This window comes from Streptomyces sp. NBC_01314 (assembly GCF_041435215.1).
GTDB lineage: Bacteria > Actinomycetota > Actinomycetes > Streptomycetales > Streptomycetaceae > Streptomyces.
Genome location: NZ_CP108394.1, coordinates 10,917,861 through 10,943,581, shown reverse-complemented (window position 1 = coordinate 10,943,581; position 25,721 = coordinate 10,917,861). Strand labels below are relative to the sequence as shown.

19 protein-coding genes and 7 pseudogenes are annotated in these 25,721 nt (G+C 69.5%); 14 read left to right on the top strand and 12 right to left on the bottom strand.

Annotation, left to right across the window (positions count from 1 at the left end):
- Positions 1–14: 14 nt before the first annotated feature.
- Positions 15–917: a helix-turn-helix transcriptional regulator gene (locus tag OG622_RS48295; RefSeq protein WP_371583676.1), complete on the bottom strand. Its 903-nt coding sequence runs from the start codon at positions 915–917 to the stop codon at positions 15–17.
- A 239-nt stretch (positions 918–1,156) separates the two neighbouring features.
- Between OG622_RS48295 and OG622_RS48290 the strand changes: the two genes are divergently transcribed.
- The 4 genes and pseudogenes from OG622_RS48290 to OG622_RS48275 all read left to right on the top strand — a co-directional run bounded on the left by OG622_RS48290 (position 1,157) and on the right by OG622_RS48275 (position 3,958).
- Positions 1,157–2,614, top strand: coding sequence for an MFS transporter (locus tag OG622_RS48290; RefSeq protein WP_371583674.1), 1,458 nt, complete (start codon positions 1,157–1,159; stop codon positions 2,612–2,614).
- The gene (locus OG622_RS48285; protein ID WP_371583672.1) at positions 2,611–2,994 is read left to right on the top strand and encodes a DUF2255 family protein; all 384 of its coding nucleotides are present in this window, start codon (positions 2,611–2,613) and stop codon (positions 2,992–2,994) included. The genes OG622_RS48290 and OG622_RS48285 overlap by 4 nt, the downstream gene beginning before the upstream one ends.
- 56 nt (positions 2,995–3,050) lie before the next feature.
- Positions 3,051–3,308: pseudogene (locus tag OG622_RS48280) on the top strand (alcohol dehydrogenase catalytic domain-containing protein); the annotation flags it as partial.
- A 113-nt stretch (positions 3,309–3,421) separates the two neighbouring features.
- Positions 3,422–3,958 (top strand): alpha/beta hydrolase, encoded by a 537-nt coding sequence (locus tag OG622_RS48275; RefSeq protein ID WP_371583671.1) that lies wholly within the window; start codon positions 3,422–3,424, stop codon positions 3,956–3,958.
- 51 nt (positions 3,959–4,009) lie between these two features.
- Here the strand turns inward: OG622_RS48275 and OG622_RS48270 are convergent, their stop codons facing one another.
- Positions 4,010–5,269 (bottom strand): GNAT family N-acetyltransferase, encoded by a 1,260-nt coding sequence (locus OG622_RS48270; protein WP_371584447.1) that lies wholly within the window; start codon positions 5,267–5,269, stop codon positions 4,010–4,012.
- A gap of 387 nt (positions 5,270–5,656) precedes the next feature.
- Between OG622_RS48270 and OG622_RS48265 the strand changes: the two are divergent.
- From OG622_RS48265 to OG622_RS48250, 4 genes and pseudogenes are all read left to right on the top strand, one after another.
- A pseudogene (locus tag OG622_RS48265) lies at positions 5,657–6,775 on the top strand (GNAT family N-acetyltransferase).
- Between the two features lie 546 nt (positions 6,776–7,321).
- Positions 7,322–7,517 (top strand): annotated as a pseudogene (locus OG622_RS48260) (transposase); the annotation flags it as partial.
- 262 nt (positions 7,518–7,779) lie between these two features.
- Entirely contained in the window at positions 7,780–8,796 is a 1,017-nt protein-coding gene (locus OG622_RS48255; protein WP_371583669.1) for a DNA-directed RNA polymerase subunit alpha, read from the top strand.
- A 697-nt stretch (positions 8,797–9,493) separates the two neighbouring features.
- Positions 9,494–10,201, top strand: a complete 708-nt coding sequence (locus tag OG622_RS48250) for a hypothetical protein (RefSeq protein WP_371583667.1) — start codon at positions 9,494–9,496, stop codon at positions 10,199–10,201.
- Positions 10,202–10,374: 173 nt separating this feature from the next.
- Here OG622_RS48250 and OG622_RS48245 read toward each other — a convergent pair whose 3' ends face one another.
- From OG622_RS48245 to lgt, 3 genes are all read right to left on the bottom strand, one after another.
- The gene (locus OG622_RS48245) at positions 10,375–10,548 is read right to left on the bottom strand and encodes a hypothetical protein (protein WP_371583665.1); all 174 of its coding nucleotides are present in this window, start codon (positions 10,546–10,548) and stop codon (positions 10,375–10,377) included.
- 36 nt (positions 10,549–10,584) lie between these two features.
- The gene (locus OG622_RS48240) at positions 10,585–11,454 is read right to left on the bottom strand and encodes an MBL fold metallo-hydrolase (RefSeq protein ID WP_371583663.1); all 870 of its coding nucleotides are present in this window, start codon (positions 11,452–11,454) and stop codon (positions 10,585–10,587) included.
- Between the two features lie 278 nt (positions 11,455–11,732).
- A complete protein-coding gene (gene lgt / locus OG622_RS48235) occupies positions 11,733–12,593 on the bottom strand; it encodes a prolipoprotein diacylglyceryl transferase (RefSeq protein ID WP_371583661.1) in 861 nt (286 codons plus the stop codon).
- Positions 12,594–12,859: 266 nt separating this feature from the next.
- On the opposite strand from lgt, the gene OG622_RS48230 reads away from it, so the two are divergent.
- The 4 genes and pseudogenes from OG622_RS48230 to OG622_RS48215 form a co-directional block, all read left to right on the top strand.
- Entirely contained in the window at positions 12,860–13,462 is a 603-nt protein-coding gene (locus OG622_RS48230) for a hypothetical protein (RefSeq protein WP_371583659.1), read from the top strand.
- A 23-nt stretch (positions 13,463–13,485) separates the two neighbouring features.
- Entirely contained in the window at positions 13,486–14,127 is a 642-nt protein-coding gene (locus tag OG622_RS48225; protein ID WP_371583657.1) for a sensor histidine kinase, read from the top strand.
- A complete protein-coding gene (locus OG622_RS48220; protein ID WP_371583655.1) occupies positions 14,124–14,762 on the top strand; it encodes a response regulator in 639 nt (212 codons plus the stop codon). The genes OG622_RS48225 and OG622_RS48220 overlap by 4 nt, the downstream gene beginning before the upstream one ends.
- Before the next feature lie 506 nt (positions 14,763–15,268).
- Positions 15,269–15,479: pseudogene (locus OG622_RS48215) on the top strand (DUF2267 domain-containing protein); the annotation flags it as partial.
- Between the two features lie 285 nt (positions 15,480–15,764).
- Here the strand turns inward: OG622_RS48215 and OG622_RS48210 are convergent.
- The 5 genes and pseudogenes from OG622_RS48210 to OG622_RS48190 all read right to left on the bottom strand — a co-directional run bounded on the left by OG622_RS48210 (position 15,765) and on the right by OG622_RS48190 (position 18,959).
- Positions 15,765–16,379 carry a hypothetical protein gene (locus OG622_RS48210; protein ID WP_371583653.1) on the bottom strand — a complete coding sequence of 205 codons (615 nt, stop codon included), beginning with the start codon at positions 16,377–16,379 and terminating at the stop codon, positions 15,765–15,767.
- A gap of 280 nt (positions 16,380–16,659) precedes the next feature.
- Positions 16,660–16,722, bottom strand: a pseudogene (locus OG622_RS48205) (transposase); the annotation flags it as partial.
- A 570-nt stretch (positions 16,723–17,292) separates the two neighbouring features.
- On the bottom strand, positions 17,293–17,862 hold the full coding sequence (locus OG622_RS48200; protein ID WP_371583652.1) for a hypothetical protein: 570 nt from the start codon (positions 17,860–17,862) through the stop codon (positions 17,293–17,295).
- 446 nt (positions 17,863–18,308) lie between these two features.
- Positions 18,309–18,731: pseudogene (locus tag OG622_RS48195) on the bottom strand (helix-turn-helix domain-containing protein); the annotation flags it as partial.
- A 51-nt stretch (positions 18,732–18,782) separates the two neighbouring features.
- Complete coding sequence (locus OG622_RS48190) at positions 18,783–18,959, bottom strand: hypothetical protein (RefSeq protein ID WP_371583650.1); 177 nt, start codon at positions 18,957–18,959, stop codon at positions 18,783–18,785.
- Positions 18,960–19,259: 300 nt separating this feature from the next.
- Here OG622_RS48190 and OG622_RS48185 point away from each other — a divergent pair, with 300 nt between their 5' ends.
- Complete coding sequence (locus OG622_RS48185; protein WP_371583648.1) at positions 19,260–21,521, top strand: LuxR C-terminal-related transcriptional regulator; 2,262 nt, start codon at positions 19,260–19,262, stop codon at positions 21,519–21,521.
- Positions 21,522–21,981: 460 nt separating this feature from the next.
- Complete coding sequence (locus OG622_RS48180) at positions 21,982–23,754, top strand: pectinesterase family protein (RefSeq protein ID WP_371583646.1); 1,773 nt, start codon at positions 21,982–21,984, stop codon at positions 23,752–23,754.
- Between the two features lie 231 nt (positions 23,755–23,985).
- Here the strand turns inward: OG622_RS48180 and OG622_RS48175 are convergent.
- Together OG622_RS48175 and OG622_RS48170 are read right to left on the bottom strand one after the other, a co-directional pair.
- Positions 23,986–24,249: pseudogene (locus OG622_RS48175) on the bottom strand (substrate-binding domain-containing protein); the annotation flags it as partial.
- Between the two features lie 522 nt (positions 24,250–24,771).
- Complete coding sequence (locus OG622_RS48170; RefSeq protein ID WP_371583644.1) at positions 24,772–25,566, bottom strand: prohibitin family protein; 795 nt, start codon at positions 25,564–25,566, stop codon at positions 24,772–24,774.
- Positions 25,567–25,721 lie beyond the last annotated feature (155 nt).

Below are 25,721 nucleotides of genomic sequence, written 5' to 3'. Positions count from 1 at the left end.
TCAGACGCCGACCGTCAGTTCCGCTTCTCTTCCGCGGGCTTCGACTCCTCCGGTCCGGTGGCGACCATGTCCAGCAGGACCATCTTGTCGTGGTCGGGGGTGCCGGGGTCGGCGTAGTGGGCCACCAGCCGGTGGCCGGGGAAGCCTTCCAACTGCATGGACTGGTAGGCGAGGGTGAGGGTGCCGACGTCCGGGATGTGGAAGGTCTTGCTGCCGTGGGTGTGTGCCCGTACGTCGTAGCGGTCCCAGAGCTGTACGAACTCCGGGCTCTCGGCCAGTAGTTCATCGACGAGCCCGACGAGGTCGGGGGCGTCCGGGTTGGTGCCGGCCAGGGCTCGCAGACGCCCCACGCACGCACGGATCTGCTCGTCCCAGTGGTCGAACACCGTGCGGGCGCCGGGGTTGAGGAACACCCAGCGTGCGACGTTGCGCTTCTCGACCGGCCACTGTTCCATGCCCACGAACAGCCGCAGCCCGCCCGGGTTCCAGGCGAGCAGGTCCATCGTGCGGCTGACCACGACCGCGGGGTGGGGCCGCAGGCTCTCCAACAGCACATTGATCCCCGGTCCTACCGTCGAGGTGGGCGCCGTCGGGGGCACGGAGGCGGTGGGGCGGGCGGCGCACACGGCGAGGTCCCGCAGGTGTCCGTGCGCGTGCTCGTCCAGCAGAAGCACCCGGGCCAGCGCGTCGACGACGGACGGGCTGGGGCGGGCCTCCTTGCCGCGTTCCAGGCGCGTGTAGTAGTCGATGCTCACACCGGCGAGAGTGGCCAGTTCCTCGCGGCGCAGGCCGGGTGTTCGGCGAAGGCCGGGGCCGGCCTTGAGGCCGACCTGCTCGGGTGTCACCCGGGTGCGGTGGGCGCGTAGGAAGTGCCCCAGTTCGGTGCGGTCGCTGCCGTTGCGCTGCTCACGTGCCATGCGGCCAGTGTGTCAGGGCGGGCAGGACGGATCCATGGACTGGAGCAGAGGGGCCCTGTCACACCCCCGAACAGCGCTCCCCGGCACAGCTCGGCCTGCCATGTGATGCGTCCGGCGCGCAGGCTGGATGGCGGTTGAAGAGCTCGTGCCCTACCGAGAGCTCGTTCCGTATCGAAAAATCGTGCCTACCCGAGAGCTCGTTCCGTCGAGAGATCGTTTCCTCATCAGGAGATCCCCCCGTGTCCAGTCCCGTGTCCAGGCCAGGGTCCAGGCCGGCGTCCAGTTCTGTCGCATCGGACAAGCCGTCGGCGTCGGCCGATACCGCCGCCGGGCGGCCCGGTACCGCGAACGGTGCCCGGTGGGCGCTGGCGGCCGCGCTGCTCGGCTTCTTCGTGATGACGCTCGACGCCCTGATCGTCAACGTCGCCCTGCCCGAGATCGGGCGCGGCTTCGGCGGCGGCATGACGGGCCTGCAGGGGGTGGTGGACGGCTACACGCTCATGTTCGCCGCGCTGCTGCTGTCCGCCGGGTCGGTGACCGACCGGATCGGTGCGCGCCAGGCGTTCGGGGCGGGGCTCGTGGTGTTCACCGTCGCCTCGGCGGCCTGCGGTCTCGCACCGAACCTGGGTGTGCTGGTCGGAGCGCGGCTGGTGCAGGGTGCGGGCGCCGCGGTGATCGTGCCGGCCTCGCTGGCGCTGATCCGCGAGGCGTTCCCCGACCCGGCCCGGCGTGCCCGGGCGATCTCGGTGTGGGCGATGGGCGGCTCGGTGGGCGCCGCGGCCGGGCCGGTGCTGGGCGGCGTGCTGAGTGAACTCAACTGGCGGATGATCTTCTTCGTCAACCTGCCGGTGGGCGTGCTGGCACTGTTCCTGCTCACCCGCACCGCCCGCTCCCCCCGCCGGAGCGACGCCCCCTTCGACTGGACCGGGCAGATCGCCGCGGTGGCGGCGATGGGCGGCCTGACCTACGCGGCGATCGAGGCCGGCGCCGTCGGCCTGGGCGCGCCGCCCGTGCTGCTCGCACTTGCGGTGGCCGTGGTCGCGGCGTTGGTCTTCCTGGCGGCCCAGGCACGCGGCCGGAACCCTATGGTGCCGCTGGAACTCCTGCGCGCCCGGACAATGGCACTCTCGGCGACCATCGGTTTCGCGCTCAACGTCGGCTTCTACGGCATGATCTTCCTGCTCGGCCTGTACCTCCAGCAGGAACAGGACCTCTCGCCGATGGCCACCGGGCTGGCGTTCCTGCCGATGACACTGCTGACCACGGTCAGCAGCCCGACCGCCGCCCGCCTCACCGCGAGGTTCGGGGCGCGGATGCCGATCATCACCGGTCAGCTCCTGATGGCCGCCGGCCTGATCGCGCTCTGCGTGCCGCCGGCTTCGGCGCCCACCTGGCTGCTGGTCCTGCTGATGATCCCGGTAGGAACCGGCGGCGGCCTCGCCGTCCCGACGGTGACCTCGCTGCTCCTGGACCGCGTCCCCGCCGAGCGCGCAGGCACGGCGAGCGGTGTACTGAATGCGTCCCGCCAGCTCGGCGGCGCCCTGTCCGTGGCCGTCTTCGGCGCCCTGGTCTCCAACCACCAGCACTTCCTGCACGGCCTGCGCACCAGCCTCCTGATCGCCGCGCTGCTCGTGGCCCTGACCGCGGCGGCCTCCGTACTCCTCAAAGAGAACGTCAAGGAGAAGACCACCTCATGACCTCGACACCGGCCTGGACGAGCCAGGAACTCGACAGCATCGAACACGCGGAGGAACTGGAGATCGCGTCCCGGCGGCGCGACGGCGAGCTGGGTGGTCGGCGAACCATCTGGGTCGTACGCGTCGGCGACAGCGTCTACGTCCGCTCCGTCAACGGCGCCGCCTCGGACTGGTACCGCGGCACCCGGGCCCGCCAGGAAGGCCGTATCCAGGCCGACGGGGTCGGGAAGGACGTCACGATCGTCGACGCCGACGACGAGGCCAACGACGCCGTGGACACCGCGTACCGGGCCAAGTACGGGCATTACGCCGCGTACATCCTCAAGGCCATCACCAGCCCCGAGGCGAGCTCCACCACGATGCGGCTCGAACCGCGCTGACCGAATTCCCTTACCTCCACCAGCAGTTCCGCGAGAACCACCCGATCGGACACACCATGCTCACTGTCAACGCCTACGCAGCGACATCCGCCACCGAACCCCTCACGCCCACGACCGTCGAGCGCCGCGACGTCGGCCCGCACGACATCCTCATCGAGATCAAGTACGCCGGTATCTGCCACTCCGACATCAGCAACGCCCGCAGCGAGTGGGGCCCCTCGACCTACCCCGTGGTCCCCAGGCACGAGATCGCCGGCGTGGTCACCGAGGTCGGCTCCGAGGTCACCCGGCACGCGGTCGGCGACCGGGTAGGTCAGCTTCCAGCACGGCACCCACCAGGTCGTGGGAAACCTCTTCCTGCCCCCGGGCTTCGACGAGAACAAGAAGTACGCCGCCATCGTCGCCACCCACTCACCCGTTCGGCGGGGTGAAGGAGCAGACCTCCGGCCTGTACGTCGAGAAGCTCGCCGAACAGGGCTTCATCGCCTCGGCCTACGACGCCTCCCACTACGGCGAGAGCGGCGGCGGAGCACGCCTGTACGAGGTCCCCGGCGACCGTGTCGAGGACATCCGGTGCGCGGTCGACCACGTCAGCAAACTCCCCCAGGTGGCCCCGGACCGCATCGGCGCCCTGGGCATCTGCGCCGGTGGCGGCTACACCGTCAACGCGGCGCAGACCGAGGCGCGGATCAAGGCGGTCGGTACCGTCAGCGCGTTCGACGTCGGCTCGGCCCGCCGGGAGGAGGCGGGCGAACCCCTCCTCATGATCAACTTCGTGCCCATGTCCGCCGAGGAGATCACGCAGGACACGCCGGAGCTGTACCGCGAGGGATACGACTACTACTGCACCCCCCGCGGGCAGCACCCGAACGCGCCCGGCAAGTACGTCTTCACAGCCTCGACAAGCAGATGGCGTTCGACGCGTTCATCCACGTCGAGTCGATCTCTCCGCGGCCTCTGCTGATAATCGCCGGTTCCGAGGCGGACACCCGCTACTTCAGCGAGGAGGCCGTCGTCAGAAGCCGAAGGAGTTGTGCGGTTCGGGGTCGGTCCGGAATATCCGGGCAAGCTGTCCGATCGCGCCGTCGGTGTGCGGAGTGATGTGGCCCGCATGCGCCAGGTGGTGCGCCGACATGCCACCGAAGTAGAGCGAGCTGAGCGCTGAGAGCGTGATGGTCAGGTCCGCCGCCTCGTCGGTCGGAACGCACGTCACCACGGGGTCGTCTGCCTTCAGATGCCATGTCCCGTTGTTGGCCGGGCACATCTGGTCGTCGTCGATGGTGAATGTCAGCCTGTCGGGCGTGAGGTACGAGCGTTGCGTCAGGGCTCGGGGGACGTCGAGAAGACGCGCCCAGAGGTTGTCCGTCTGGCGGGTGATGCGCATCGCTCGCGGATTCGTGAGCATCCACCGCAGGGGTTCGTCGCGCGGACGGCCAGGCGCCACGACGGTCTTGGTGAGGTCGAAGTCGCTCAGCAGTCCCCACATGGCACGGTAGGCCACAGGGTTCGTCGCCTCCAGGGCTTCCACCACGAGCGTTCCGGCACGGTCCGCGGTCGGGGACCACGGCAGTCGGAAGTTGGCGATGCCGTCCACATCGCCGTGCTGGTCGCGGTGGGCGAGGAAGCGCAGCGGTCCGTTGGTGCCGTCCGCTTCGTCGGACAGCCCTTCCCAGCGCCCGGGCAGAGGGCTGAGCTCTCCGACGCGGTGAGCCCGCACGTCCGTATGCACCCGGGGCCAAGCCCTCTTCGCCTGCGCAGCGTCGACCAGCTCCAGCGACCCGGGATCCGGCTCTGCCGGAAGGAGGGCCGCTTCGTGGCGGGACAGCTCCCACCGGGTGCGGTAGGTCGCGGGCGAGAACCCGAACCGTCCGTAGATGCTGCCCTCGCTCGCGCTGAGCATCGCCAACGGCTCGCCTCGCTCCAGGGCTGCCTCGAACATGGCCTGCATCATCCGCCGCAGGTAACCGCGCCGGCGATGCGTCGCGATTACTCCGGTAGCAGTGACGCCGGCCATCCTCCCCGTTCCCCCGCCGGGGACCGTCACTTCGAAGGAGATGGTCGCCGATGCGCCGACACACCTGCCGTCGACGAACGTCGCGATCGGGTGGAAGGCCCCGTCCTCGATGTCGGCCGCAGCCAACTTCTCGAGTTGCTCAGTGCTCGCAGGTGTGTTCTGAGGAGGCCACGGCTCGGGGCCACCGTGCCACGCGGCGTCAGCAGGCTCCCAGCTCGGCAACCCGTTCGCAAAGGGCAATGCCCGGTAGTACGCAGCCATCTCATCTTGTCGCGGCGGGCGGACCTCAGTCACCATGCCGGACATTGCATCCACCACCCTCACCGGCGAGCAACCGAATATCTGCTCAGGGCCTGTGCACCAGGGGACAGCGAGGGGCGGCCAGGGCGGGGAGAACACGATTCGGAGCGCCTACACCTTCCTCAACGCGGCGATGTCCCATGGTGTGGTCATCCCCACTGCCAAGAGGTGGCTCACCGGTTGGGCAATGACATCGGTGCGCGGCGATCGTGTGTGCCAGAAGACGAGTTGAGCCAAAGTGGTAACAGTGGATCGTCCCATAGAGCACGCTCTCGCGCGCCGCGCATCACTGGCCGGCACAACGGCAGCCAGTGCGGGAATGGTATGGGGAGGCATGCAGCGGCAACGATGGAGATCCGTTCCACGACCGACAAGGATCTCGACGTCTTCGTCGACACAGTCCATGCCGCGTTCGGGCGGTTCCAGGAAGCCCCGGTCGAGGGCGGCGGGCTCTGGTGGTCGGCGCTCGAAATGGACCTCTGCCAGCTCGCCCTGACGGCGGACGGGCGGCCCATCGGCACCGCTGCCGCGTACCCTTTCGAGCTCACCCTGCCCGGTGAGACCATCGTCCCGGCCTCCGGGGTGACCGCCGTCGGCGTCCTGCCCTCCCACCGGCGCCAAGGCTTACTCAGCACGATGATGCGGCACCAACTCATCGAGTTGCGGGCCCGCGGGGAGTTCCTCTCCGTGCTGCTGGCCTCCGAGGCCCGATCTACGGCAGGTTCGGCTACGGACCGGCGATCTACACGGCGCAACTGACTGTGCCGCGCCACAAGGCCGCCCTCACCGTCCCCCGGGCGCGCGGAGCGGCCGACGCACCAGCGACCGGCTCGGACAACGGCTCGGTGGCGGTGCTGCGTCGGGCCGAGTGCGGAGAGATCCTGGAAGTGGTCTACGACCGCTATCGCCGCGCCCAGCCCGGCGCGCTGTCCCGGCCGCACCGCTGGTGGGCCCTGCGCGCGGGGCAGCCCCCGATCTCTCCGACTCCGCGCTACGTCGCCGTCCACCGGGACGCCGACGGTGTCCCGGACGGGTACGCCGGCTACTCGATCGGCGAGTCCAACACCTTGGCGGTCGACGAGACCATCGCCACCGACGACGCCGTCTTCACAGCCCTGGCCCGGTTCGTACTCGGACACGACCTGGTCTCCCAGGTCGTGTTCAAGCACGTCCCGCCCGAGCACCCGCTGCGCCGGCAGCTTGCGGACTTCCGCGCCGGCCAGGTGAGCGACGCCCATGGACTGGCTCTACGTACAGCTCCTTGACGTCCCGCGTGCGCTGGCCGTACGTGGCTGGTTCACGGACGGCGAACTCGTCCTCGACGTCGACGACCCGTTCCTCGGCGGCACCGCCCCGAGCACGCTCGTGCGTGCCGGACACATCCGGGCCCACCACCCGGGCGCGGCCACCCTCGCCGACGCCCTCTTCCGCACCGACCGTCCCCCGCACTGCCTGCACTGGTTCTGACCGCGCGCTCGCCGACCCTGTACAAGTCCCGTCAGCCCATAGTCACCCGTCGGGGTGGATACTCCCGACGCGGGACGGGATGAGTGGGCGTGGGCGTGGCCAGGAGCGGGGACGGCGGCGCCGGTTGCCCGGCCGGAACGGGCGCCGTCAGCCGCAAGAAACGGCAGGCCCAAGCTCCTCGGAACCTACCAGCGGGAAACTTACTCCCTGGTGGCCGAGCGGACTGCAGGGTCCGTCATAGCATTCCAGGGCGCAGGCAGGCCTGGAACCCGTCGCGCGACCAGGCCGCGGCTGTGGGGCGGACTCCCCCAATCCCGCAGGGTGGGCACAGGCGTTTGAGTGATTTGCGCGTTGCATTGAGCTTCAGGGCCTTCCGGCTCCGGCCTCGGCCTCGGCCTCGGCGCACATTTACTCCGCGTATCGCACCCAGATTCCATCTGGTCCATGGACGTCACAGAAACGTGCTATTGGTCAAGTAAAGTTGTCAGCGGCGCCGTTCGTGTCGGAAGCCCTTTCGGGAGCCAGCGCAAGCCGTACCCCAGCGACCTGTCCGACGCCCGATGGGCGTTGATCGAACCGACCTTATCCGCGTGGAGGAAGCCCAACTCGACCGCAGACCCACCGGCCGACCCCTCCGGCCCCGCCGGTGCTGGTCGAACTGCGCGACATCTTCGACACGCTCCTCTACGTCAACCGCACGGGAATCCCGTGGAAAAACCTCCCGCACGACTTCCCGAACCACCCGCCACGAGTGGACGCACCCAGGTGGCTGTGCCGAACGGCACCCCTGGTGACATGCACGGCGCCGTCGCGGGTCCTGGCGCGCTACACGCTGCGGCCCTGCGGACCGCCGACCCCCTGCCGATCTCGGGTACCGTCGTCCTCACTGCGGCTGATGGAGTACTCCACGTGATACTTGTCGGACTCGCAGCCGTAGCCCCCGTACCCTTCATGGTGTCTACGGCGTCACATAGCGGGCGCCAAACCCCTGGAGGCAACACCTCGTGCTGATTGCTCAGCGTCCGTCCCTGACCGAAGAGGTCGTCGACGAGTTCCGCTCCCGGTTCGTGATCGAGCCACTGGAGCCGGGCTTCGGCTACACCCTCGGCAACTCCCTGCGCCGCACGCTCCTCTCCTCGATCCCGGGTGCGGCGGTCACGTCCATCCGCGTCGACGGTGTCCTGCACGAATTCACCACCGTGCCGGGCGTCAAGGAGGACGTCACCGACCTGATCCTCAACATCAAGCAGCTGGTCGCCTCCTCGGAGCACGACGAGCCCGTTGTGATGTACCTGCGCAAGCAGGGCCCGGGTCTGGTCACCGCCGCCGACATCGCGCCCCCGGCCGGTGTCGAGGTGCACAACCCCGACCTCGTCCTCGCCACGCTCAACGGCAAGGGCAAGCTGGAGATGGAGCTGACGGTCGAGCGTGGCCGCGGTTACGTCTCCGCCGTGCAGAACAAGCAGGTCGGGCAGGAGATCGGCCGTATCCCGGTCGACTCCATCTACTCGCCGGTTCTCAAGGTCACGTACAAGGTCGAGGCGACCCGTGTCGAGCAGCGCACCGACTTCGACAAGCTGATCGTCGACGTCGAGACCAAGCAGTCCATGCGTCCCCGTGACGCCATGGCCTCCGCCGGTAAGACCCTGGTCGAGCTGTTCGGTCTCGCCCGTGAGCTGAACATCGACGCCGAGGGCATCGACATGGGCCCGTCCCCGACGGACGCCGCCCTCGCCGCCGACCTGGTCCTGCCGATCGAGGACCTCGACCTCACCGTTCGGTCGTACAACTGTCTCAAGCGCGAGGGCGTCCACTCCGTGGGTGAGCTCGTCGCCCGCTCCGAGGCCGACCTCCTGGACATTCGCAACTTCGGTGCGAAGTCGATCGACGAGGTCAAGGCGAAGCTGGCCGGCATGGGCCTGGGCCTCAAGGACAGCCCGCCCGGATTCGACCCGACCGCCGCCGCACTCGGTGCGGACGACGACGCGGACGCCGGTTTCGTGGAGACCGAGCAATACTGAGCCCTGCGCTGCGCCGGGCAGGGAGACACCGCACGGAGACAAGAGAACCTCCGCGCCGTTTCCCTGCCCGCTGGGCGACCTCGGCCGGGCAGAGCCCGCGCACAAACCCTGGCGAAGGCAGCCGGCGACAGGCGCGCGATGCCCTCGTCGGCCTGCACGCGGATCCCTGTGTCGTGACGGGCCCAGCGGTCCGGGGCCGAGTGCGTGAGCCGCTGTATACGCCGAGGCCTCGGCGCACGGACAGGTTCTCCGCGCGTACGGGCGAGGCGAGGCGAAGGGGGACATGGGCGGTGCCCCGGTGCCCGCGCCGAGGTAGCCGTCCCAACTGATCTGTGGTGCCTGGCGGTTCCGCAGCGGCACGTCGTCGTCGGGGCGCTTTGGCGGTGTCTGGAGGCGGTCGTCGGGATCGGCGGCCCCCAGGTATTGACAGCGGAGCGCGGGTCCACCGCGGTCCCTTGCTCCGAGGGCCCCGCGGCGGCGAGGCCGCCTCCCCCGGTTTCTCCGACGAGGCCGAGGCGGTCGGGGTCGACACCCGGTTCGCTCGCCGACAGGCGGCGGCGTCAACTGCTCGATGCTGCCCAAGGTAAACCCGCCGCCGCGAATGTTCAGCGCGACCGGGCAGCAGACCGTCTCGCTCGGCGGGCGCGTCGACGCGGACCGTGCCATCCGGCCATCCGCAGGGCCCGGGTACGGTGAAATGGCGAATACGGACGGCGATGTCGGGTTCGCAGCGCGGCAGACGAGCTTCCGGTGTCTGTCGGCGATGGGTCTTCTGGCGGTGGTCTCACCGATGGTGGGGAGGGTGCTGGTCGGCCTGGGCGGCGTCAGACGCGCCCCAGGCTCGGACTCACAGGCTCCGCGACCGTCACTCGCCCAGATCGGCACCCGGATCTGCCCGGCTCGCACAGTCAAGGCAGCACCGCTCGCCGACGTGGGCGTCATCCTGGCGACCACCGTGGACCAGACCCGGTTTCCGGCAGGCGTACGCGCGGGCATCGGCGCGGCCGAAAGCCCTGAACTGTCCTGGCAGCAAGCCCGGACAGCTCTCCGCTTCACCACCCCGCACCGCCCGACAGTCCCCTACGTCGAACTCGGTGCGTTGGCACTGCTCGCGCAGGTTCCCCAAGGCAACGCGCGCGACAACACCGGCGTGGCCGCGATCGCCCGCAGCGCCGGCAGCCCGCAGGAGCTGAATCTGGAGACGCTGGACGCCTACTGCGCCACCGGCGCCCTGCGCCGGACCGCCGACCTGCACCACCTGCACCACCTGCACCACCTGCACCACAACAGCGTTGCCCGCCGACTCGAACGGATCGGTAAGACCCTGAACATCGAACTCACCGAGCCCACTGGCTTGATACGAGCCGGGCTCGCGCTCACCACCTGGCGGCTGCTCAACAACTGAGAAAGTCCCGCTTGTAGTTATTCGGCTGTACACGCCACCTTGCGGCAGACATCTCACGTTGCTCACTCGTCAAGCGGCAGCGGCGTGGGGAACGCTGCTTCCTCATCGCACAGCCGGTCCGGCAGCAGATCGAACTTCGGGAGCATTCTTCGAGGTTGTGTTGCGCAGCCACTTCAGCGACTCGCTCTCGCCGAGCGCCCGAGCCGTTCGACGTCCAGCTCCAATCGGCCGTTGGGCTGAACTTCGAAGCTGAGCATCGCGTCCTGCCCGTCCTCCTCCAGGCGTTCCGCGAGATCGGGGGTCGGCGCAACGTCGCCGACAAGGTCAAGGACGTCAAGATCTTCCATGCCCTCGCGGCCTGACCCGCGCCGAACGGCCGCGAATCACGCCAAGAGGAAGGGCTCCGTCAAATGCGGCGTCGCCAGGTGCAGCGTGGTGGCGGTCTCGCGGCCGAGCATGCGCTCCCTTGAGTGCCTGGCCGCCTCAGGGTCTACCTCGTGTGCGTAGGCGAGCTCGGGGTGGAGCAGCTGGAGCGCGTGCACCAGGAGGTCGCCGGTGACGAGCGCCAGCTCGCGCCCGTCGGCGACCAACACGCTCTGATGTCCGGGCGTATGACCGGGCGTGGCGACGGCGCGCCCGGCGCGCAGCGGCGTGTCCCCGTCGAGGAGCCGGAGCCGACCGGCGGCCGCGAGCGGGTCGGTGAGGGTCTCACGAAGCTGCGGGTTGAGCGCGTCGAGGGCGTCGAACTCGGCCCGCTGGAGCAGGTATTCGGCGTTCGGGAAGTATGGGCGGCGGCCGCTGGTCGCGCCGCCGGTCGAAGCGTTGCCGTCCATCGCGCCGCCCGCTGATGGGACGGCCGCCTCGGTCACGACCGCCCACCCGACGTGGTCGGTGTGCAGATGTGTGAGCACCACTGTGTCGACTTCGGCCGGGTCGATGCCCGCGGCGGCGAGCGACTCGGGGAGCGCGCCGGGCACGGGCGCCCACGAGGCGGCCGGACTGTCCGCCGGACCGATCCCGGCGTCCACGACGGTGAGGCCCTTGTCGCCGCGGATCGCGTACGCGCGGAACTGGAGCCGCCAGCGGCCCTCGGCATCGACCGCGCCCGGGTCGTAGCGGTCGGCGTCGGCCCACTGGGCAGCGGTGGCCTCGGGGAAAGCCTCGGCGCGCGGGGAGAAGAACGGGCCCTCGCCGTCGGCGAGGGCGATGATCTCGGTCGAGCCGATCCGGAGGCGGGGAACGCTGAGGGACATGGCCGCGATCCTGCCATGCCTTCCACGCTGGGGGGTGACTCGCCCCATGCCGTGATGATCTCGATGTAGGGCGAGGTGATTGCTCAGATGAACAGTGGGCAGTGCTGGGGTCGTTGCTGCCTGTTGCGCTGTTGTGTAGGCCGTCGGTGTGTCGAAGGCGCCTGCCGCCGCCTGATCGCCGACCGGGCCGACCGCCTCGACATCACCGGCGCCCGCTGGGGACCGGACGTGGGGGCGTCCGGCCTGTGGCACCCCCAACCCGGCAGTCAGCTTCCGGTTCACCCGCTGTCGACCGCTTCTCGCCCAGACAGCGCGCCGGGGTCGGCGGCGGCGGAACGGTCCGCAGCGGGACGCCTTCTCATGACCGCGAGGAAGGTGACGGCGGCCGCGAAGACCAGGAGCGACGTCCAGTCGTTCAGGCGAAGACCGAGGACTTCGTGGCTCTCGTCCACCCGCAGGTATTCGATCCAGAAGCGGCCGGCGGTGTAGGCGGCGGCGTACAGCGCGAACGCGCGGCCGCGGTCGAGGCGGAAACGGCGGTCGGCCCAGATGACCAGGGCAACCACGCCGAGGTTCCACAAGGACTCGTACAGGAACGTCGGATGGTAGGTGGCCAAGTCCTGCATGCCCTCGGGACGGTGCTCCGCGTCGATCTCCAGGCCCCAGGGCAGAGTCGTTGCCCTGCCGTACAGCTCCTGGTTGAACCAGTTGCCCCACCGGCCGATGGCCTGGCCCAGCGCGATGCCGGGGGCGACGGCATCGGCGAACGTGGACAGGGCGACGCCGTTGCGGCGGCAGCCGATCCAGGCACCGACGGCCCCACCGGCAACGGCCCCCCAGATACTGATACCTCCCTCCCAGATGTACAGGGCCCTGACCGGGTCGCCTCCGTCGCCGAAGTACGGCTCGCTGGTGGTGACCACGTGGTAGAGGCGGGCACCGACGATGCCGAGCGGGACCGCCCACAGCGCGATGTCCGACACAGTGGACTTCTCGCCGCCCCGTGACACCCAGCGACGGGTCCCCAGCCAGATCGCTGCCGCGATGCCGAGGATGATCAGCAAGGAGTAGCCGCGCAGCGGCAGCGGGCCCAGATGGAGCTCACTGGTTGACGGGCTGGGGATGAAGGCCAGACTCACTGGTCATTCCTCACGGGTTGTGGTGTGTGGCACAGCACGGCTCGGGGTGCGTGCGTTGCATGGCACGCTCGCTGCGCAGTGCGGTCACCGGGCGGGCACGGTTCCACGCGGATGGTTCCGTCGTGTCGGTCACCGGCCGATCCTCACGCCCCGCCTCAGTGCTGCGCATCAACCGGTCGGTGCATCTCCCGCCAGCCATCCGGTTGATCCCGACCGCACCGATTGCCCGATCCGGGCGACCGCGTAGTGCGCCTACGCTGGTGGCCATGGCGCAGCAGCAAGCTCGGGAGCGGTGGCAGGCCGCCTTGCAACATGCCTTCTTCCTCACCGTGCTCGCCCTGTCCGTGCTGGGTGCTCTGGCAGGATCGGACATGACAACCGGCGCTGCGCTGCCGCAGGTCGGACTGGCAGTGGGATTCATCGCTTGGTACACGTACTGGAACGTGCTGCGCGGCGGGGCCGATGGTCCGCCGCTGACCTACCTCATCGGGGCGGCAGTCGGGTGGGCGGTCATGGCCGCGGTGGACCCCGCGCTGCTTCCGGTGGGGCTGGCGGTACTGGCGCCGTACTGCCTGCGGCGGGCCGGGTGGTCGGCCGCAGCGGTGCTGGTGGTGGGAGCGGTCTGGTTGGGGCAGCGCTTCGCGACCGACGGCCACGTCGACGTGCGGGAGTTCCTGGGGTGCGCTCTTGGCATGGCGGCTGCGGTCACCATCGTCGGCTACATCGCCACTCTCGAGCGAGAGGGTCACAAACGCCAGCGGCTCCTGGACGAGCTCACCGCCACCCAGGCCGAACGAGCGGCCGCAGAGCGTTCGGCCGGCGTCCTGGCCGAACGCCAGCGCCTGGCCCGCGAGGTCCACACACCCTGACGCAGGGCTTCGCGTCGATCGCCATGCTGCTGGACTCCGTACGGGACGAACTCGCGCCCGGTGCCCCTGCGGCCCGCCGCGTCGAACAGGCCATGCGCACCGCCAGGGACAACCTCGCCGAAAGCCGTCGCCTCGTACACGCGCTGCGCCCGGCACCGCTGGACGGCACACCTCTGACAGACGCTGTCCGCGAGCTCACCCGTCGGCTGGCTGAGGAGACCGGCATCGAGGCTTTTGCGACGGTCACCGGCCAACCCGCTGCCCTGCCCGCCGGCACCGAGGGCGAACTGCTGCGGGTGGTGCAGGAAGCACTGACCAACGCACGACGGCACGCCCAAGCGGCGAGCGTGTCCGTGACGCTCTCCTACCTCGATGACGTACTGGCCATCGACATACAGGACGACGGCACCGGCTTCACACCGGCGACTCGGCATCCGGGCGTCGGGATGACCACGATGCGGGAACGTGTCGCCTCCGTGGGCGGGGCGTTCGCGGTGGAGAGCACCCCCGGTGAGGGGACGACCGTCACCGTCACCATGCCGCTCCCGGCCGCGTCACCGACCGGTGAAGCCACCAACGACTCCACGGACATCTCAGCAGACACCTCCACGTGCGGTGCGCCGAACGACACCACCCGCACCACACGAGCGGTGATGGTGCCATGACCACGCCCCGGATCCGCATCCTGGTCGTCGACGACCACCCCGTCGTACGCGACGGGCTGACCGCCCTCCTCGCCACCCAGCCGGACTTCACAGTGATCGGCGAGGCCGCCACGGGCGCCGAAGCCCTGCAACAGACCGCCGTACTCACGCCGGACGTCGTCATCATGGACCTGCAGATGCCCGGCATCAACGGCGCCGCCGCCACCGCCGCCATCCGCACCGCGCACCCCGACGTGCGGGTGCTCGTCCTGACCACCTACGACACCAACGCCGACATCACCGCCGCCATCGACGCCGGCGCGGCCGGCTACCTGCTCAAGGACACCGGACGAGAAGAGCTCTGCACGGCCATCCGCACCGCGGCACGCGGAGAGGCAGCTCTGTCCCCCTCCGTGGCCGCCAAGGTACTCGCCCACATGCGCGGCGACAGGGGAGCCAGCCTCTCCGGCCGTGAGGTCGAGGTCCTCTCCGCGGTCGCCCGAGGGCAGAGCAACAAACAGATCGGCCGCGCCCTACGTCTGTCGGAGGCCACGGTCAAGACCCACCTGCTGCACATCTACGCCAAGCTCGGCGTCGCCGACCGCACGGCCGCTGTCACCGCGGCGCTGGAGCGGGGGATCATCCGGCTCGGCTGAGGGCACAGAGCCGGGACACGTGCGATGTGCGGCCGGGAGGCGCCCGCGATCCTGCTTGCGTCGCGGGCATCCCCCACCGCTTGCTTCGCTGCCGCCTCAGCGGTGTACGGCCGCTGCGCGCAGACCGATGAGGCATGGCCGACCTCGACCTGGACGAGCGCGACCGTCATGACCGTCAGGTTGGCACGGCGATGATCGGCCCTGCGGCTGGTCTACTTCACCCCGGGAAGACACCAGGAACGCCGGGTACATCGAGGCCGACCGCTTCGGCGTCCGCTCTCCCCCGGCCGACAGCCGAATCGACCTGAGCCGGGTCACCCAGCGCCGGCCGCGAGATCCACGTGACCGCCATCGCGACCAACGCGTCCACTGCTCGAACAGACCGGCGGGTGCACGTCCAGGCCGGCGCCCCACTTCCCTGACCGAGCGGCACCGGTGGCCGGCGGGTGAGCCCACGGCCAACGCTTCACGACCCACCTCAGATGAGAAAGAAAACCGCGTCCCCGATGTCTTCCCTGCAAGAGCCGTGCCGGCACACCACGGGCATGACGCTCGAGCAGATACTGATACTGGAAAGAGTGCGCTACGAAGAGGCGTACCCCACCCGCGCACGGGCCGCAGAAGGCCTCGCGCGCCGTGCTGGCCGCCTTCGGACGCCAGCTCAGGGGCGACCAGCGCGTGGAACTCGCAGCCAGGCTGCCGCACGAGGCCGCCGTCAGCGGACTGGTCGCCGCGATGATCCTGGCGTGGCCCGTCCAGGTCGCCGTCGGAACGCCCCCGGATGCCGCCAAAGCCGAGTTGACATGGACGTCCGTGCTGGCGCTACGGCCTACCCCTGGTTGGGCGTGGCGTGGCTGACGGCTGCTGAAGCGCTGACCGCTCGGCACTGGACGGCGATATTCCGTCGACCGACATCACCGCAGCGCTGAGCCACGAACCGACTCAGGTTGAGAATCCACCGGCAACTACTTCTTGGCCAGCCTGTCGCGTTGGCGCGCCCGCTCAGCTTTGACCAGGAGGAGGCCGGTCGGCCGTGGCCGCCTGCTTCCTCACCCGAGCGCGGTCAAGAAGCCACACGGCCAGACCTGCCGCTACGGCTGCCGCGCCCCCGTATACCGGCAGCCACCGGGTCGTAGTCGCCGCCAGACAGTCGGCGACGGCGGCATGGCTTTGGACGTCCCGCGCATAGGCCAAGGCGGCATTGTCGCGGCCAACCAGGTTCGCCAGCGCGGCCTGTGTTCGGATGCCCTCGTACTTCCCCAGCTCAGGGCACCCTTCACGGGCTCCTGGCATCGGGAAGAACCACGACCAGCGCTGTAGCGCGGGGGCCAGTGCGATCGCTACGCACAGGCCCACGACCAGCGAATACGCCGCCAGATTCCACAGGTACGCAGACCGCATGCCAGGCATCCGCACCGGCGGTCGGGAAAAGGAGAAGATCACCGCAAGAAGCGTCACCCCGATGTACGCGGAGAACCACTCCCACGAGCCCTGCGCGAGAGAGAACGTCAGCACCGCAGCGAGTCCGATGCCGATGACCCCCGGCTGACCGGCGGTGTCACGGCCCGAGCCGGTGGATGCCGGCATCCGGGTTCCCTCGGGACTGGGATCGACCACGGCCTCTCTCCTGGTTGGCAGGCCATCAGCATGCGGGCTCATCAAGCCCGGGGCCTGATGCCGTGCCGCGTTGACCCAGAAGACCCATCCGGTTGGCGGGGCACCGGGCCAGGCGCTGCCGGAGCTCAGCTGCAGATTTTGGTGACAGACGACCTGCTCTTGTGGCAACTGTCGCGCTTCGGCCCAACAATCAGTAATTCCGCGGTCGCGATTTCCTCATTTCAGAAATCGAAATCCATGTACGCAATGGCGCGGTTCGCCGGTCGCCCGCATGGCGGTTTCACCAAATGATGTAGCGGCGGATCATGCTGCCCAGTTCCTTGTGGGTGACATGGTCGGTGCCGTAGCGCACCCTGCAGACCTTGAGCGCCGAGCTGCATTGGCGGCCTGAGCTGACACGGCGGGCGTCAGGGCGGCAAGCGGGCCCGCGGTGACGGCTGTGGCCAGGATGGGGAAGGCCGGCGGGGTCGGCCGTACCGCCGAAGGGCGCACGCCTTGGGTCTGTTGCGGCAGCCGGGCGCCTGCGTCGCAGGTGGCTTGTCCGGCCGGGGAGCGGTTCGCCGGATGGGCAGTGTCAGGTAGCGCCCGCGCCGACGGCCCCAAGGCGTCGACGCTGATCTCGTGCCAGGGCTCGCCGCACTTCAGGCGGGCAGGGGGCGGCCGGCACCCCGGCCGTACTGCCTGCGACGTCCGCGGCAGCGCCGCCGGAGGAGGCGTTCTTCCCCGCGACTGCAGTTGCCGGTGGGCCACTTGGCGGGGGTCGGAGTCTGTGCGGAAGGCGTTGTGCACCGTCCCGGGCCGCTCGTGCGGCGGTCCGGGACGAGGACGGGCTGCGGGTGACGTTGCCGCGTACGCAAGGCCTGTCGGTCAGGCCCACCTGTCAGACGTAACGGCGTTGGCCGGCGGTGGTGGCTCACCAGGTGTGGGCCACGTCCACCACGAGACGCCCGTCCAACTGCAGCACCCGGAAGGGCAGCCGGGCGCGGACCCCGAGTCCGAACTGCGACTGGCCCTCGAAAGAGCTGGCGAACTTTGCGTCCCGGAAGGTGCGGTACCCGGTGAGGTTCAATCCCGGCAGAGGCTGTCCCGCCTGGCCGGGGTACGTGGGGGCGCCGGAGTCGTAGGCGGGCGCCCTGACGATTACCTCCAGGATGGCGCCGCCGCGGACCGGGATGGGGTCGCCGGTCGGGTCCTGGATCAGCTGGTCGACGTAGTGCACGGTGTACCCGATCTGGTCGGCGGACGCGCCCGGAACGTCGACGACGAACCGGTCATAGCAGTCGTGGCGACCGGTCCTGGCATTCGTGATGTACTCGCCCGACGTGCTGGACCAGTCCACCTTGCCGAGGCTCCCCCAGCCGGTCGGGCAGGCGGCCGCCGCCTGCGGGGCGGCTGCCGCTGTGGCCACGGTCGGCACCACGACGGCGCCCAGCGTGGCGGTCACCAGGACCGCGGTCACCCAGACTGTCCTTTTTCCTGTCATTTCGTGCCCCCAAGTGTGCGAATGTCCGACATCAGGGGAGACGGCCGAGCCGGCCCGATGGTTGCACCCCTTGCCGCAGCAATAATCCCGGCACACGGTGATGGTGGGCCGGGCCGCCCTGCCTTCGCGCTGGGGCAGCCCGTCGGGATGCTTGCTCGCTGGCGGCCTCGGTGCCGGCGCGCTTCCAGGCTGCGGCGCGCAGCAGGGCGCAGGCCGTTGTGTTCTGGCCGTCCGGTGTGCGTAGTCGGTCAGCGGGGCGGCGCTTCGACACCCGTCATCGTCAGGGCCGCCGACGGAAGCCGGTCGCCCTGGATGTCAGCACATGCGAGGCTCACCCCAGCCTCCGGCCGGAGCACCTCACGCACAGCCCGGCGCTCAGCGCGGTCAGGCCCTCACCGACCGCATGCCATCGCGTTGCCGCCCTTGGCGGCCGCGGACTTCGCGGTGTCCTCGCGCGGGGCTTCGGGTCTTATGACCACGCCCTTGCCGTCGACCCTGATCTCGCCCTCCTCGTAGAAGGTGAGGTAGGCGGCGGTCGCCAGTTCGTCCCGCAGCGCGGCCGGCGTGGGACGGACACGGCTGAGCAGCGCCTGCCCGCCTCCCGCGACCTGCAACGACCTGCAACGACCTGCAACGACCTGCAACGACCCCAGCTTGTCCCCCAGGACGAATCCGCCGTCGTCCAGTTTCCGCAGGTAGCCGTCGTGGACCAGGGTCCGCAGCAGGTGGTGGGCGGTGGCCAGGGGCAGCTCCGTCTCGCGTGCCAGCTGCTTGGCCAGCGCCCCGTTCTCGTGCGCGCTCACCGCCTCCAGCAGGCGGAAGGCCCGCTGGACGGAGGTGATCAGCATGGAGCCGTCGTGCGCAGCCATAGGGCCAGCGTGCGCCCGGCTCGGAGCGCGGGCAAGGCGTGCGCGGTCCTGTCACACCTTCGTCGCCCCCGCCGCGAGATCCCTCAGGAAGTGCCGTGCCCCGAACAGGAACACGATGATCAGCGGGACGGCGCTCATCAGCGCCCCGGCCATCACGAGGGAGTAGTCGGTGTCGTGCGGGGCGTTGAGGTGCGCCAGGGCGACCTGGAGGGGCCCGAGCGCCGACACGTCCCACCATCCCTACGAGACCGGCTACTGCCACATAGGCGTGAGACCTGAACCACAAGTCCACCCCTGGGGCCTATGCCCACTGGATACTGCTTCAGCGGCATAGATGCGAATATGGCCGTTCCGCCTTGTGACCACCGCACACCGCAGTCGTCACTGATGACATCTTGTGCCGGTTGCAGGGATGGGGCACGGGGACGGGACTGCGTCCCGACTGCCCGCGACGAAGCGTGCTGCCACCGCCGGCAGGCGTCCTTGATGTTGCGGGACGAGTACGAGCCGTAGAAGGCAAGAGGAAACTTGACCATCCAGATATCGGAGGCGGGGAATCTGCCCGCCGCCCTGACCACGTTTGTGGGCAGGCGCCGCGACCTCGCCGAAGTGCGCCGCCGTCTGGGGACCACGCGGCTGCTTACGCTCACCGGTATGGGCGGGGCGGGCAAGACACGGCTGGCGCTGGAGGTGGCCGCCGCGTCGGCGACGGATTTCGCCGACGGGGTGTGGCTGGTGGATCTGGCGCCGGTATGGGACCCGTCGTTGGTGGCGAACGCCGTGGCGTCCGCGCTGGGGGTGCCGGACCTGGGCACCCGACCGGTCATCGATCAGCTCGCCACCTTCCTGGCGCGCCGCGGTCCGCTGATCGTTCTGGACAACTGCGAGCACCTCGTCGACGCCTGCGCCGAGCTGGCACATGCGCTGCTGTCAGCGTCCTTTGGGCTGCGCGTTCTGGCGACGAGCCGCCGGGCGCTGGGAATCTACGGCGAGCACGTCTTCGCGATCCCTCCGCTGGAGCCGGATGACGCGGTGGAACTGCTGCGGGACCGGGCCTCCGCCGTGCGCCCGGAGTTCCAGGTAACCGGCGGTAACCGCGGCCAGCTCCTCCGGTTGTGCGATGGCCTGGACTGGTTGCCGCTGGCGATCGAGCTGGCCGCGTCCCGGTTGCGGAGCCTGACCGTCAACGAGGCGGTGAACCGGCTGGAGGACCGCTTCGGGCTGCTCGCGAGCGGCAGCCGGGTCGCCCGGCCGCGCCAGCGGACGCTACGCGGGTTGATCGACTGGAGCCACGAGCTGTGCACCCCCGCCGAGCGGCTGCTGTGGAACCGGCTGTCGGTCTTCGCCGGCGACTTCGGCCTGGACGCGGCCGAGGCCGTCTGCGGGGGCGACGGCATCGGCCGGGACCAGGTACTCGATCTCCTCGACCGGCTGGTCGTCCAGTCGATCGTCGTGCCTACCGAACGCGAGGGCCTGCCGCGCTACCGGCTGCTGGAGACCATCCGCGAGTACGGACGTGAGCGGCTCGCCGAGTCCGGCCAGGAGCAGCAGACGCTGCGACGGCACCACGATTTCTATCTGGCCCTCGCCGAGCGCATCGCCGACGTCTGGTACGTCCCCGTCCGGCAGGAGAACCTGACCCGGCTGCATGCCGAGCATGCCAATCTGCGCGCGGCGCTGGTCCAGGGCGGCGACCCGCAGGCCACCCTGGCGCTGGCCGCCGCGCTGCGCTTCCACTGGTGCGAGGGCGGATTCCTCGGTGAGGGACGCCGCTGGCTCGACCGGGCGCTCGCCGCCGCACCCGAGCCCACCCCGGCCCGGGCCAGGGCGCTGTGGGTCGCCGCCTTGGTGGCGGTGCTGCAGCGCGATCACGCCAGGGCGAACCGGTGGCTGGACGAGGCCGCGGAGCTGGGCGAGCGGCTGGACTACCGGGTGGTGTGCGCCTACGTCCAGAGCCTGCGTGGCGCGTTGGCGTTGTACGGCGGCCGGCTGGAGGAGGCCGTGTCCTTGTTGGAGGTAGCAGCGGCCGTCCATATGGGGACGGGCGAGGAAATCGGGGCGGTCTACGCGTTGATCCTGATGGCCACCGCGCAGACCCACCTCGGGGATCCGCGCGCTACGGAGACCTGCAGGCAGGCGGTCGCCCTCGCCGAGGCGCATGACGAGCTGTTGGTGCGCGCGCATGCGCAGAGTGTGCTCGGCTACGACACCTGGAGGCGCGGCGACCGCGAGGAGGCCTTGGCTCTGATGCGGACCGCACTGGAGAACGCGCAGGGCTTCAACGACTACGTCAGGGTCGCGCTGATGCTGGAGAAGTTTGCCTGGATCACCGCCGACGACGGCCGCCACAAGCGGGCGGGGCAGCTGCTGGGTGCCGCACGTGTCCTTTGGCGGGTCACCGACACCGACGTCTCCGGATTCGGACCGCACATGGTCGACCGGCACGCCCAGTGCGAGGCAGACATCGTGCGGGCCCTGGGCCCGGCGGCTTACGAGAAGCTCTTGGCGGAGGGTGGGCGCCGCCGCCCCGACGAGGCCATCGCCTACGCCCTGCGCACCGAATCCGAGCCGACCGTCACGACCCCCGCCCCGAACCCGCTGACCCCCCGGGAGCAGGAAGTGGCCGCGCTGGTGGCCAAGGGCATGAGCAACCAGCAGATCGCCTCCGCGCTGGGACGCTCCCCCCGCACGGTCCACGGCCACGTCGAGAACATCCTGGCCAAGCTCGGCTTCGGTTCCCGCGCCCGGATCGCGTCCTGGTGGACAGCCAACCAGGCACCCACCCCGTAGGACAACCCCGTAGATATACCCGGGCCCGGGACGGGGCCCGGACCCCGTACAAGTACCCATGGCCTCGGCGCGGACCCTCGCCGAGGCTTTCGGTTGACGCACCACAGGGCGCGCCCTTCCGGGCCGCCGACGATGTGGGTCAGTTCCGCGCCCCGTCGCACACCGCGCCCGGAAGCGACAGCAGGCCAGGCCCGCCCGCAATCCGTGAGCGGCTCGTGCCGCATGAAAGTCGCCGTCAAGATCGGTAACCGCCGCACGCCGCAGTCCACATCGATGGGTTGCTCATCACGAAAAGGAACTCACGTGACGAACGAGACGCAGGGTGGATATTCCCGGAGGTCATTTCTCGCCGCTCTGACGGCCGCCGGCGTAACGGCCGGCGGCGGCCTGGGCCTGCTGGTTGCCGCCGCCCCCAGCGCGAGCGCCACGGACGGCGCGGCCGTCAGCTGGCACATCACCAGTGAACCCGGCACCGCCGCGGACGGCGCCATGCGCGGCTACGCCGCGATGGTCAACGCCATCAGGGCGGCGGTCAGCTCCGGCAGGATCCCCGCCGCGGGCACCTCCACGGCCCCCCCCCGGCCCCCCGATCGACGTCACCGACCCGCTCGGGGTCCTCCAGTACATCGCCGTCGACCTGTTCGCCGAGGCCATGCCGTATGTCGTCCGGGTGTTCATTCGCCGGTCGGACACCTACGTCCTGGGATGGCGGGCTGGCAGGGTGACCGCTCTCAATACTATTGCCTGGGGCACCTTCTACAACCTGTATCGCAACACGGCGACAACAACCTATGCTCCGCTGCCGGGGTCCACTGTCGCGACCACGAGCACGCGGTACGACGGGCTGGAGAATTACAACGACCTGCTGAATCAGGGCGCCAACCGCCTTGGCATGGGCATCAATCCCTCCAGCCTCAGCAACGCCGTGCGAATCCTCAACGACGCTACCGACCTTGCGGTCAGTGTCGTCGCGCCGGCAATCCTTCAGATAATCGTGGCACTCGCCGAAGGCGCTCGGTTGCGGCAGCAAGCGAGAGAGACCGCGACCGCGTTCCGCAACGGCCAGACGTTCTTCGTCACCCAGACACACATGGCGTTCCAGAACGGTTGGGGTACGCTCAGCAAGGCGGTCTTGACGGCGGTGGCGGCAGGCAGCGCCGCCTTGCTGGCTCCTGTCGAGATCGCCGGCATCGTCATCGTGGGCGTGGCGATGGCCGCGAACTATCTCATGTTGGCCCACCACTCGGGCGTTCAGTCCCAGGGCAGGCGTCTTGCCGCGGGCTCCCTGCTGCACGTCTCGCTCGACGGCGACGGCGACTACTGGACCGTGCAGGCCGCGATCGACGCCGTTCCCGACGGGGGCACCAACACCATCACCATCAGCAAGGGCGTCTACCACGAGGTCATCAGCGTCCCGGCGAGCAAGTCCTGGCTGACGATCCAGGGCGTCGGCGGCGCCGCGGATGTCGTCATCTACAACACCAGGGCTCACGGGATGCTCAACCCTGCGACCGGCGCGAAGTACGGCACCCAGGGCAGCGCCGTGGCCACCTTCAGGCCGCCCAACCTGACTGTCGAGAATCTCACGATCAGCAACACGTTCGACTCCGCGGCCCACCCGGAGATCGACCCGTACGAGACCCAGGCCGTCGCGATCGCCGCCATGGGTGACCGGCAGACATACAGCAACGTCAATATCTACGGCCGTCAGGACACCCTGTACGTCAAGGGGGAGACGCCCACCACCCAGGCCCGGCAGTACTTCGTCAACTGCTACATCAGGGGCACGGTGGACTTCGTCTTCGGTAACGCCACCGCGGTGATCGACCGGTCCAAACTCCAGATGATCAAGTGGCCCGGCGGCACGCTGCTGGCGCCGAGCACCGACTACAGGAAGAAGTACGGGATCCTCATCACCGACAGTGAGGTGATCACCACGGACGCGTCACCGAGGACGATGCACCTCGGCCGTCCGTGGCACAACACGCCGGATGCCTGGCCCCAGGCAGTGGTCCGTAACACCATGGTGTGGCCCCACGTCGACAGCCTGAACCCCTGGGTCGACATGATGCCCGACTACCCCTGGGAGTGGGCCCGCCTCAAGGAGTACAACAACTCCAGCTACGGAGCCGGCGTCGGTGCGAACGCGCCGAAGCTGACCGCCACCGAGGCCGCTGACTACACCGCCCAGAAGTACCTGGCCGGCACCGACGGCTGGAACCCGGTCCGGTGACCGCAGCCGGGGTGACAGGCACATAGCCCACCGGCAGCACCCCCGCCCCCGCCCCCGCAGCGAGGTGAGGTGAGGTGAGGTGAGGTGAGCAACCACGGCGGGGCCGGGACAGCACGACCGTCTTCGGCCCCGCCGCTGAGCCTGCGTCCTTCCAGGAGCTCCCGTCTCGTTTCGCGCTCCTAGCGGAGCTGATCTGTTGCGAAGCCCGGCAACGGGCTCGCCCACACCGCCTCACCGCGACCGCGGCGGCGCCGCACTCTTCCGCACGACCAGCCGTGTCGGCACCAGCGTCGTCCCGTGTTCCGTCGCGTCCTGCCACATCTGTCGCAGTACGCCCTCCGCGCACAGCCGCCCCACCTCGGCGAAGTCCTGGTGCACGGTGGTCAGCGGCGGCAGGAACGAGCTCGCCTCCGGGATGTCGTCGAAGCCGATCACGCTGACGTCCTCGGGCACCCTGCGCCCGCTCTCGTGCAGCGCCCGCAACAGCCCCAGCGCACCTCTGACCCTGGATATTCAGCGAAATCGGGTGATCAGGCCAGCACGACCCACCACTGGCCCAGGCCCATGAACGACTACCGGCGAAACAGTCTGCACGTGGACAAGGCCGGCACCCCGATGCCAACTCGCCTCCCATCACCTTCGAATGCCGGGGCTCACGACGTACACGTCCAACCCGGCGTCGTGGACAGTCCGAGCCGATGTCATCAAGCCGCAGGCTGGGCATGGCCGCAAGAGAAGCACCGCGTTCGACGTCGATGCGCGCATGATTCATCCCCGCATGCCACAGTCGAGGCCTCGCGACTCGCCCACCCGAGTTGGCTGGTGAGTCATTCGGCCGGTGCCTCCTCGGTCCAGGGCTGTGGCCCGTCGACGTTCCGTCAGCGCGGCCCTGCTCCAGGCACCGGAGACGCCGATGCCGGGCCCGAGCGCCGGTCCGGTCGCGGTGCGGATCGCGATGTCACCGACGGCGACCGGGCCCGACGAGGTCGAAACGGCGTCGGCCGTACGGCCGCGGGGCTAGTTCTTGCTGCTGTCCACGATGACCGGCGTGCCGCCCGAGTCCGTGCCGCACGGCACCGCGTACACCGGGTTGGCCTTCGCGGCCTCCTTGTAGGCCTCCAGGCACTGGTTGTACAGGACCTTGTCGCTCAGCGACTTCTCGATGATCTTGTTGGCGGCGGCGATGCCCTCGGACTCGATCCGCTTGCGCTCCGCCTCCGCCTTCGCCGTACGCTGCCCTTCCTCGGACCGCTCGGTGGCCTGCTCCTGCTGGATCTTCTTGTCGATCTGATCCTGCAGCGTGTCCGACGGCTTCACATTGCGCAGATTGACGGCGGTGACATCGATCCCGCGCGGCGCCAGGCGCTCCTTGATGAGGTCCTCGATCTGCGAGCCGATCTGCTCGCGGGCGGAGGCGTAGCCCTCCTCACTGGTGTGCTTCGCGAAAACATTGCGGATGATCTCGCGGCTGTCCGGCAGCACCAGCCGCTCCTGGACGGCCTCCTCACTGCCCGCCAGCCGGTACAGCGCCACCGCCTTCGTCGGCACCACCGCCCACTTGATGGTGACGTCCGCGTACAACACCCCGCCCTGCGAGGAGCGGACCTCGACCACGTCCTTGTCGTAGAGGTTGAGGTCCACCGGCCGGGTGGAGAAGGACGTGACGTCGGTGAACGGCGACTTGAACTGGATGCCGGAGGTCAGCGGCGTGCCGACCTTGCCGAAGGTCACCGGCACGCCGACCTCATATGCGCTCACCACATGGACGCAGGCGAACACACCGGCCAGCACACCCCCCGCAGCGCTGAGCACGGCCCCGAGCTTCCAGCCCCCGCCGTCACGGCCACGACCGACCAGAAAAACCACGACTGCCGCTATGAGTAGCAGGATGGACAGCACGAACACAGGTATCCCCCTCCGGAAACGGATCCGCGTCGCCTCAGGGGCAACGCGCAGCGCATCGTAAC